10 protein-coding genes are annotated in these 10,077 nt (G+C 64.7%); 2 read left to right on the top strand and 8 right to left on the bottom strand.

Features of this window, described 5'->3' with window-relative positions:
• The 5 genes from OJI97_RS06720 to OJI97_RS06700 all read right to left on the bottom strand — a co-directional run.
• On the bottom strand, positions 1-615 hold a 615-nt coding region (locus OJI97_RS06720), incomplete at its 3' end, for a methylmalonyl-CoA mutase family protein (RefSeq protein WP_297662286.1).
• A 111-nt stretch (positions 616-726) separates the two neighbouring features.
• Positions 727-1,167 (bottom strand): methylmalonyl-CoA epimerase, encoded by a 441-nt coding sequence (mce, locus tag OJI97_RS06715; protein WP_297662285.1) that lies wholly within the window; start codon positions 1,165-1,167, stop codon positions 727-729.
• Between the two features lie 10 nt (positions 1,168-1,177).
• Complete coding sequence (locus OJI97_RS06710) at positions 1,178-1,900, bottom strand: hypothetical protein (protein WP_297662284.1); 723 nt, start codon at positions 1,898-1,900, stop codon at positions 1,178-1,180.
• 176 nt (positions 1,901-2,076) lie between these two features.
• Positions 2,077-2,331, bottom strand: coding sequence for a hypothetical protein (locus OJI97_RS06705; protein WP_297662283.1), 255 nt, complete (start codon positions 2,329-2,331; stop codon positions 2,077-2,079).
• Positions 2,331-3,863: an acyl-CoA carboxylase subunit beta gene (locus OJI97_RS06700; RefSeq protein WP_297662282.1), complete on the bottom strand. Its 1,533-nt coding sequence runs from the start codon at positions 3,861-3,863 to the stop codon at positions 2,331-2,333. Before OJI97_RS06700 ends, OJI97_RS06705 begins: the two co-directional genes overlap by 1 nt.
• A 240-nt stretch (positions 3,864-4,103) precedes the next feature.
• Between OJI97_RS06700 and OJI97_RS06695 the strand changes: the two genes are divergently transcribed.
• Positions 4,104-5,513 (top strand): short-chain fatty acyl-CoA regulator family protein, encoded by a 1,410-nt coding sequence (locus tag OJI97_RS06695; RefSeq protein WP_297662281.1) that lies wholly within the window; start codon positions 4,104-4,106, stop codon positions 5,511-5,513.
• Here OJI97_RS06695 and OJI97_RS06690 read toward each other — a convergent pair.
• The gene (locus tag OJI97_RS06690) at positions 5,510-6,406 is read right to left on the bottom strand and encodes a LysR substrate-binding domain-containing protein (protein WP_297662280.1); all 897 of its coding nucleotides are present in this window, start codon (positions 6,404-6,406) and stop codon (positions 5,510-5,512) included. The two genes, OJI97_RS06695 and OJI97_RS06690, sit on opposite strands and share 4 nt — an antisense overlap.
• Positions 6,407-6,519: 113 nt before the next feature.
• On the opposite strand from OJI97_RS06690, the gene OJI97_RS06685 reads away from it, so the two are divergent.
• Positions 6,520-7,305 carry an SDR family NAD(P)-dependent oxidoreductase gene (locus OJI97_RS06685; protein ID WP_297662279.1) on the top strand — a complete coding sequence of 262 codons (786 nt, stop codon included), beginning with the start codon at positions 6,520-6,522 and terminating at the stop codon, positions 7,303-7,305.
• A 27-nt stretch (positions 7,306-7,332) separates the two neighbouring features.
• Here OJI97_RS06685 and OJI97_RS06680 read toward each other — a convergent pair whose 3' ends face one another.
• Both OJI97_RS06680 and gor read right to left on the bottom strand, forming a co-directional pair.
• On the bottom strand, positions 7,333-8,349 hold the full coding sequence (locus OJI97_RS06680; RefSeq protein WP_297662278.1) for an NAD-dependent epimerase/dehydratase family protein: 1,017 nt from the start codon (positions 8,347-8,349) through the stop codon (positions 7,333-7,335).
• A 226-nt stretch (positions 8,350-8,575) separates the two neighbouring features.
• Positions 8,576-9,922: a glutathione-disulfide reductase gene (gor, locus tag OJI97_RS06675; RefSeq protein WP_297662277.1), complete on the bottom strand. Its 1,347-nt coding sequence runs from the start codon at positions 9,920-9,922 to the stop codon at positions 8,576-8,578.
• Positions 9,923-10,077: the final 155 nt, after the last annotated feature.

Below are 10,077 nucleotides of genomic sequence, written 5' to 3'. Positions count from 1 at the left end.
GATGATCCGCATCGAGGGTTCGGGCGGATAGATATAGGTGTTGCGGACCATGAACTCCTTGAGGATGTCGTTCTGGATGGTCCCGTCGAGCAATTTGCGCTCGACCCCCTGCTCCTCGCCCGCAACGATGAAGAAGGCGAGGATCGGGATCACCGCGCCGTTCATCGTCATGCTGACCGACATCTGGTCGAGCGGGATGCCGTCAAAGAGGATCTTCATATCCTCGACGCTGTCGATCGCGACGCCTGCCTTGCCGACGTCGCCGACGACGCGCGGGTGGTCGCTGTCATAACCGCGGTGTGTAGCAAGGTCGAAAGCGACGCTGAGCCCCTTCTGCCCCGCCGCAAGGTTGCGGCGATAGAAGGCGTTCGATTCCTCGGCGGTCGAAAAGCCCGCATATTGCCGGATCGTCCACGGCCGCCCCGCATACATCGACGCGCGCACGCCGCGGGTGAAAGGCGCGAAGCCGGGCAGACCGGGATCGGCGGTCACGTCCTCAGCCGTATAGAGCGGCTTGACGTCGATCCCCTCGGGCGTCGCCCAGGTCAGATCCTTGCCCTTCACTTCCTTGTCGGCAGCAGCGGCCCATTGGTCGATGGTCGGCTTGTCGGTCATATGCAGTCTCGTTCTCTACTTTTCGTCATGCCGGACTTGATCCGGCATCCCGCTTTGCAACACCCGCTAGCGGGACCCCGGATCAAGTCCGGGGTGACGATGAATGAAAGGTCAGTGCGCCCCCTTCGGCGTCTCCATGATCTCGGTCAGCACCCCACCCATGTCGCGCGGGTGGACGAAGAAGATTAGCGTCCCATGCGCCCCGATCCGCGGTTCGCCCAGCACGCGCTTGCCTTGTCCCTCGAACGCGGCCTTGGCGGCGTGGATGTCGGGCACCTCATAGCACATATGATGCTGCCCCCCCGCCGGGTTCTTTTCGAGAAAGCCGGCGATCGAGGTGTTGCCGGGCAGCGGTTCGACCAGCTCGATCTGCGTGCCGTTCAAAGCGCCATCGGCGCCGGGCGTATCGACGAAGCAGACTTTCACGCCCTGATCGGGCAGGTCGAACGGCTCGTGAATTTTCGTCGCGCCCATCACGTCGCGGTAAAAAACGATGCTGTCGGCGATCGACGGCGTCGCGACGCCGATATGGTTGAGGCGGCCCAGTTTCATCATCTTCTCCTCAGCAACCCGGAACCTGATCCTTGCCGGCCAGCGCATATTTGCCGTCCTTCAGCACATATTGCTGCTTGAACGACCGCGTGCCGGTGTAGGCGACGGTAAAGCTCTTGTCCGGAACGGCGGCAACGATCCGCCCGTCATAGGTCTGTTCGGTCTGACCGATCCCGGCGCCCGAACTCATCGAATCGGTGAAACCGCCGCGATCGACGGGGCCGTCGGGGGTCAGCTCGGTGACGACCGCCGAGCCGATCGCGCAGCCCTGCCACACGCCGCCGCCTTCGGTGACCAGATAGGGATTGCGGCCGAGCAGGCTGGTAAAGACCCAGCTCGTCGCGCCATTCCCCACGGTGCCGACCGCGCCGATGTCGATCCATTCGCCCTGCTTCACCCAGCCCGCCGGGCTCGATTTCAAATAATGGATCGCGTTGAGGCCGCCCTCACTATGTCCCGCATCGTCGAGTCCGCCGACGCTCAGCAGCACGCCGGTATTATCTTCGAGCAGATGGATCGCGACGGGACGGAAATGATAGCTGCGATCGTCGATCACCCGCTCGGCCTCCGCCTTGGCGCCTTTCGGAAGCGCGAAGGCGGCGCGGAATGCCGCGTCGATCGTCGTATCCTCGTCATCGCCGAGCACGACCGGAAACGCCTCCTTTGTCGCCCCGACCGGCGTGTCAGGATCGAACGCCGATGCGGCGGGCGCAGCCAGCAGGGCCGGAGCCATCAGAAGAGCGAGAAAGGCGTTACGCATTTTCAAACCTCATTGGAAAATCAAGACCATCGCGGCAGACTAGCCGCATCCCGTTCTTGCCTCCACCCCGATAGCGACGATGTGCCGAGGGTCACAACGCACCTCGACACTCCCGCTTTCGGCAAGGAATTGATTGAGACGGCCGCGCTTCATCCGAAAAATATCCATGCCAATGTCGCCACGAAAAGCAGCCCTATTGCGACTGTCACTTTCTGAAGAAAACCAAGCTCGGCATCGAATCGCGCTGGATCTTCGGATCGGCGAAGAACGAACTCCTGCCTGCCACGACGAGGAATTTTCAGTTCGCCAGTCCGTCGAGCCGAAATCACTGTCGTTGCCGGCAAAGCGACGATCATCAGCATCAGCGGCGCGATATAGATAGCGAGGCCTCTCAACTCGTCCATCACAGCGGAATATTGTCGTGCTTCTTCCACGGGTTTTCGAGCTGCTTGTTCCTGAGCTTCCGTAGCCCCAGCGCGATCCGGCGGCGCGTCGAGTGCGGGTAGATCACCTCGTCGATATAGCCGCGCTGCGCCGCGACGAACGGGTTCGCAAAGCGGTCTTCATATTCCTTGGTGCGCTCGGCGATCTTTTCGGGGTCGCCGATGTCGCTGCGGAAGATGATCTCGACCGCGCCCTTCGCGCCCATCACCGCGATCTCGGCGGTCGGCCACGCATAGTTCAAATCGCCGCGCAGATGCTTCGACGCCATCACGTCATAGGCACCGCCATAGGCCTTGCGCGTGATCACCGTGATCTTGGGCACCGTCGCCTCGGCATAAGCGAAGAGCAGCTTCGCGCCATGTTTGATGATGCCGTTATATTCCTGCGCGGTGCCGGGCAGGAAGCCGGGGACGTCGACGAAGGTGACGATCGGAATCTCGAACGCGTCGCAGAAGCGGACGAAACGCGCCGCCTTCTTCGACGAATTGATGTCGAGCACGCCCGCAAGCACCAGCGGCTGGTTCGCGACGATGCCGACCGTGCGCCCCTCGATACGGCCGAAACCGCAGATAATGTTGCCCGCGTGCGCCGGCTGCACCTCGAAGAAATCGCCTTCGTCGACCGTCTTGCGGATCAGTTCGTGCATGTCATAGGGCTGGTTCGCGTTGGGCGGGATCAGCGTGTCGAGGCTCTTTTCCTCGCGATCATAGGGGTCGCTGGTCGGCCGGGCCGGGACGCCGCTGCGGTTGTTCTCGGGCAGATAGTCGAAGAAATCGCGCGCCGCGAGCAGCGCTTCGATGTCGTTCTCGAACGCCAGATCGGCGACCGAGCTTTTGGTCGTGTGGGTGATCGCGCCGCCGAGTTCTTCCTGCGTCACCACCTCGTTGGTGACGGTCTTCACGACATCGGGGCCGGTGACGAACATATAGCTCGAATCCTTCACCATGAAGATGAAGTCGGTCATCGCGGGCGAATAGACCGCGCCGCCCGCGCACGGCCCCATGATCAGGCTGATCTGCGGCACGACGCCGCTCGCGAGCACATTGCGCTGGAACACGTCGGCATAGCCGCCGAGCGACGCGACGCCCTCCTGGATGCGCGCGCCGCCGCTGTCGTTCAGACCGATAACCGGCGCGCCGGCGAGCATCGCCTTTTCCATCACCTTGCAGATCTTCTCGGCATGGCGCTTCGACAGCGAGCCGCCGAAGACGGTGAAATCCTGGCTGAAGACATAGACGAGGCGGCCGTTGATCGTCCCCGATCCGGTGACGACGCCGTCGCCCGGAATTTTCTGATCCTGCATCCCGAAATCGACGCAATCATGCTCGACATAGGTGTCGAGTTCCTCGAACGAGCCGTGGTCGAGCAGCACATCGAGCCGCTCGCGCGCGGTCAGCTTGCCCTTGGCGTGCTGCGCGTCGATGCGCTTTTGCCCGCCCCCAAGGGCGGCGGCGGCGCGGCGGGCTTCCATTTCGGTGATATTGGCGGACATGCGGCTCTCCAACAGATATTCGACCGTCGCCTGCCCGCATTATGCCGTCGATGCAAATGTGAATTTGCAAAGTTGCAAAGTAAGAGTTTGCAAACTATCCTCCCCGACACGGGGAGGGGGACCATGCGAAGCATGGTGGAGGGGCACAGGCGGCTTGCATGGTCTGTCAGGCAGGGATCATGACGCCCCTGCCCCTCCACCACCCTTCGGGTGGCCCCCTCCCCTTTCAGGGGAGGATTAGTGACCCGCCAACGCATCTTCGCCGGAAGCCGCCTGCGCCAGCTTCGCCACGACCGCGGCATCCGCCAGGCCGATTTCGCCGCGACGCTCGGCATCTCGACCTCCTATCTCAGCCAGATCGAGCATGACGACCGCCCGCTGACCCCGGCGCTGCTCGATCGGCTGCAAAAGCTCTTCCCGCTCGAATGGGAAGAAGTCGCCGCCGACGCCGGCGACCGCCGCGCCGGGGCGCTGCGCGAGGCCGCCGCCGATCCGCTGTTCGCCGCATCGCCGCTCCCCCCCGATCAGCTCGAACGCGCTGCGCTGCAGCAGCCGCAACTCGCCGACCAGTTCGTCGCGCTCCACGCCGCCTATCGCCGCGCGGGGCAGCGGCTCCAGATCATCGACGAAGCGCTGACCGGCGGCACCGCCGAAGGCAGCCGCCTGCCGTGGGAGGAGGTGCGCGACTGGTTCCACGATGCGGGCAATTATGTCGACAGCATCGACCGCGCCGCCGAGACGCTGGCGCAGGGCCTGCGCGGCGCTTCGCCCTCCCCCGCGATCGAGACAATCGAGCGGCGGCTGCGCGACGCGCTCGGCATCTCGATCGTCTATAATCAGGCACAGGCCTTGCGCGACTATGACGCGACGATGCGCCACCTGGCCATCGATCCGTCGCAGCCGCCCGAAAGCCGCCGCTTCCAGCTCGCGCACCAGCTCGCGGCGCTCGCGCTCGCCGACGAGATCGCGGCGGTGGTCGAGGCGTCTCCGCTGCGCACCGCGGCCGCGCGCCAGCTTCTCCACGTCGGCCTCGCCAATTATGCCGCGGGCGCGGTGCTGATGCCCTATGCGCCTTTCCGGGCCAGCGCCCGCGCGGTGCGCCACGACATCGACCGGCTGCGGCTCGAATATGGCGTCAGTTTCGAGCAGGCGTGCCACCGTCTCTCCACGCTCCAGCGTCCCGGCGCGCGCGGCATCCCGATGTTCTTCTGCCGCGTCGACATGGCGGGCAACATCACCAAGCGCCACAGCGCGACGCGCCTGCAATTCGCGCGCTTCGGCGGCGCCTGCCCGCTGTGGGTCGTCCACGAGGCGGCGGCGATCCCCGACCGCATCCTCTTCCAGCTCGCCGAGACGCCCGATGGGCTGCGCTATGTGTCGATGGCGAAAGGGCTGGTGAAGCCGTCGGGCAGCTACGCGCGCGCGCCGCGCCGCTATGCCGTCGCTTTGGGGTGCGAGGCGCAATATGCCGGTGATTTCGTCTATGCCGACGGGGTCGATGTCGAGGCTCCGCAAGCGGCGGCGCGGATCGGCCTGTCGTGCCGCATCTGCCCGCGCGACGATTGCGACCAGCGCGCCTTTCCGCCGAGCGACCGCCCGATCCTCGTCGACCCCGACCGGCGCGGGGTGGTGCCGTACCGCATCGGCTAGGGCGCGATCACCAGTTCGGTATCGAGGAAATCGAGGAAGGCGCGGATACGCGCGGCCGCGCGGTCCTCGGGCGCGTAGAGCGCGTGTATATCCTCGCCATCGCCGGAGCTGTAGCCGGGCAGCACCTCGACGAGCCGCCCAGCGGCTATGTCCGGCGCGACATGGAAATGCCCGTGCCGGGCGATCCCGCCGCCGGCGACCGCCATCTGCCGCACGACCTCGCCGGAATTACCGAAGAAGCTGCTATGAACGGGCCGATGCACGATCCTGCCGGCGATCCGAAAGGACCAAGTGTCGACCGAACGGCGAAAGCTGAACCGCAAGCAATCATGCCTGTCGAGATCGCCGGGCGTTTGCGGCGTTCCGCGCCGCGCGAGATAGCCGGGGCTTGCGACCAGCATCATCCGGCTGTGTCCGAGCTTCTTCGCGCGCAGCCGTGTATCGCGCAAAGGGCCGATACGGATCGCGACATCGGCGCGTTCCTCGACCAGGTCGACGATCGCGTCGGACAAGGTGAGATCGATGACGATGGCGGGATAGCGCTCGGCAAAGCGCGGCAGGATCGGCAGCAACCCTATCGCACCGATCGATGGCGAGGCGTTGATCCGCAGCAGCCCGCGCGGCCCCTGCGCCTCCTGCCCCAGCCCCGCCTCAACCGACGCCATATCGGCGAGCAACACGCTCATCCGCTCGCGATATACCTGTCCTTCGGTGGTCAGCGCCAGCGATCGCGTCGTCCGGCGCATCAGCGCAACGCCGAGGCGCTGTTCGAGCCGCGCGATGCTGCGGCTGACCGCCGATGGGGTCAACCGCAGCGCCTTCGCCGCCGCGGCAAGGCTGCCGCCGCTCGCTACCGCCAGAAAGGTCTCGATATCGCCGAATCGGTTGTCCATCGCCATTCCTGATTTTGAATCATCACTAAAATGATGAAGCGCATTCTAATCAACAATGGTGCGCAACGCTATCTTCGGCGCATCGAACAGCAGCAGACACGAAAGGATTTCCCATGGACCTGAAACTCAAGGGCAAGACCGCTCTCGTTACCGGATCGACCGCCGGTATCGGTTTCGCGATCGCCAGGCACCTCGCCGAGGAAGGCGTGGACGTCGTCATCACCGGACGCAATCGACAGAAACTCGACGAAGCGGCCGCCGAACTGGCCGCTTCGGGTAAAATTCGCGCCGTCCTTGCCGACCCGGCCACCGCAGAAGGCGCCGAAACGCTGATCGCCGCGGTTCCCGCAGTCGATATTCTCATCAACAATCTCGGCATCTATGAGGCCAAGCCGTTCACCGAGATCAGCGACGCCGACTGGCACCATATTTTCGAGGTCAATGTCGTGAGCGGCGCGCGTCTGGTACGCCACTATTTTCCGAAGATGCTCGAGAACAACTGGGGCCGCGTGATCTTCATCGCCAGCGAGAGCGGCCTGCTGCCGCCTGCCGAGATGGTGCATTACGGGACGACCAAGACCGCCCAGCTCGCGATCGCGCGCGGTCTTGCCGAACAGACGCGCGGAACAGCTGTCACCGTCAACACCGTGATGCCCGGCCCGACGCGCTCCGAAGGGATCGTCGATTTCATCCGTTCGGTCGTATCGAATCCCGATGCCTCCGAAGCCGAACGCGAAAAGGCCTTCTTTGACGAACTGCGTCCGCTGTCGCTGATCCGCCGCCTGATCGAGGCCGACGAGATCGGGGCGCTGGTGACCTACCTCGCGAGCCCGCTGGCCGCGGTCACCAACGGTGCCGCGATCCGCGCCGAAGGCGGCATTATTCCGACGATCGCTTAGCGCCGTCCCTCCCGCTTACGGGAGGGATCATCCCTTCACGATCCCCCGCTCGATCAGACTGTGCGCCGTCGCGAGGATCGCCTCCTCGGGCGGGCGCATCGTCCAGCCGAGCGTTTCCATCGCGTGGCGGCTGTCACCGCCGCGGACATTGCCGAGTTCGGCGACGAGCTGCTTGAGTTCGGGCCGCACCAGCGCGAACAGCTTGAGCAGCCAGTCGGGCATCCGGCGCGTCGGCACCTTCCGCGCTTGTTCGCCGAGGTTCGCGGTCAGGATGTTCGCGACGTCGATCATCTTCAGGAACGGCCCCGAACAGACATAGCGCTCGTCGCGGAGACCGGGCGCGGTCAGCGCGCGATAGTGAAGATCCGCGACGTCGCGTACGTCGATGATGCCGAAGCCGATGTCGGGACACATCGGCACCTTGCCTTCCAGAAGCTGTTTCACCAGCTCGATCGAGGTCGACAGATCGTCCGACAGCAAAGGCCCGAACACCGCGGCGGGATTGACCGAGGCGAATTCCATAGCGCCGCCCTCGGTCGCCACCCAGTCGCGCGCGGCGCGCTCGGCGACCGTCTTCGAGCGCGGATAGGGCATCACGGCGGGGTTATCGAGATTGCTCCAGTCGGCTTCGCTATAGATGCCGCCGCCGTCGCCATGGCCATAGGCGATCGCCGCCATCGACGAGGTCAGGACGAACCGCGTCACCCCCGCCGCCTTTGCGAAGCGCAGCGCGCGCAGCGCCCCCTCGCGCGCGGGCACGATCAGTTCGTCGGCGTGCTTCGGCACCCCGAGCGGAAAGGGCGACGCGACATGCGCGACATGGCTGCACCCCGCCATCGCCTCGGCCCAGCCGGCATCCTGTTCGAGGTCGGCGGCGTAGAAGCGGAGCTTGTCGGCGGGAACGTTCAGCCAGCCGCGAACCTCGCTTTCGCGCTTGAGGCTGCGGACGGTCGTGTGGACCGTCCAGCCATTCTCGACCAACTGCCGGATCAGGAAGCCCGCGATATAGCCGCTGCCGCCGGTGACCAGTGCCGTGCCCGCCATGCGATCCCTCCCTCGCTTGCATCGGGAAGAATAGCAGATGCTTCGCATGACCGCCATTCATCATCCCCGCCCTCATCGACGTGGCAATAGCGTTGTTACCGGCGGCTATCCCCTGTTCTCGTCATTGCGAGCTTAGCGAAGCAATCCAGAGCGCGCGTAAACCGCCCTGGATTGCTTCGCTACGCTCGCAATGACGAAAGATCGGAGCTTCCGCCGGGACGCCCCCTCATTTCATCAGCACCAGTTCCTCGGCCATGCTGGGGTGCAGCGCGACCGTCGCGTCGAAATCGGCCTTGGTCAGCCCTGCCTTCACCGCGATCGCGGCCGCCTGCAATATCTCGGGCGCGTCGGGGCCGATCATGTGGAGGCCGACGACCTGATCGGTCGCCTCATTGACCACCATCTTGTAAAGCGCGCGCTCGTTGCGCCCGGCCAGGACGTTCTTCATCGCGCGGAAATCGCTGGTGTAGATGCGCACCGAACCCAGTTCGTTGCGCGCCTGCGCCTCGGTCATGCCAACCGCGCCGATCGGCGGATGACTGAACACCGCACTCGGGACATTCGCATAATCGACGCGCGTCGGCTTGCCGCCGAACACCGAGTCCGCGAACGCCTGCCCCTCGCGGATCGCGACGGGGGTGAGTTGGATGCGGTTGGTGACGTCGCCGACGGCATAGACGCTCGGCACCGACGACTGGTTCGCCGCATCGACCTTGATCGCGCCTTGCGCATCGAGGTCCACACCGACCTCTTCCAGCCCCAACCCCTTGGTGTTCGGCACGCGGCCGGTCGCCATCAGCACCGCGTCGGCCTCGATCGGCTCACAATTTTCGAGGTGGACGATCAGCGAGCTGTCCCCCTTCTTCTCGATCGAGCGGAACGGCGCGTTGAACTTGAAATCGATGCCCTTGGTCATCGAAATCTGGAGCAGGCGGTCGCGAATCTGCTCGTCATAGCCGCGCAGGATGGTGTCGCCGCGATTGACGATCGTCACCTTGCTACCGAATTCGTTGAAGATGCCCGCGAATTCGTTGGCGATATAGCCGCCGCCCGCGATCACGATCCGCTTCGGCAGCGTATCGAGGTGAAAGACCTCGTTCGAGGTGATGGCATGGTCGCTGCCCGGAAATTCGGGGACATGCGGCCAGCCGCCGGTCGCGATCAGGATGCGTTCCGCAGTCAGTTCCTGCCCGTCGGCGAGCCGCACCTTTTGCGGGCCGATCACGGTCGCGCGCGTGCGGAACAGCGTGACCTTATGGTTGTCGAGCGTCTGGCCGTAAAGCCCTTCGAGCCGGTCGACCTCGGCGAGCACATTGTCGCGCAGCACCTGCCAGTCGAAGGTGCAGTCGGACACGTCCCAGCCGAACTTGCGCGCGTCGTGGATATCCTCGGCGAAATGCGCCCCATAGACGAGCAACTTCTTGGGAACGCAGCCGCGGATCACGCAGGTGCCGCCGACCCGATATTCCTCCGCCACCGCGACGCGCGCGCCGTGCGAGGCCGCGACGCGCGAGGCACGCACGCCGCCCGATCCGGCGCCGATGACGAAAAGGTCGTAGTCGAAATCGCTCATGGATTACCCCTGACATGGACAGGCCGCTATTCGCGACGGCCGCCTATGTGGTTACGCGGCGGCCGCTTGCCAATCGAATTTTGCGTTCAGCGTGAACCACGGCGTCATTGCGAGCGAAGCGAAGCAATCCAGAGCTCGCGTAAACCGCTCTGGAT

It is taken from the genome of Sphingopyxis sp., assembly GCF_025869345.1.
Lineage (GTDB): Bacteria > Pseudomonadota > Alphaproteobacteria > Sphingomonadales > Sphingomonadaceae > Sphingopyxis.
The sequence above is the reverse complement of the archived record's forward strand: the minus strand, read 5'-3'. Positions and strand labels throughout refer to the sequence as shown.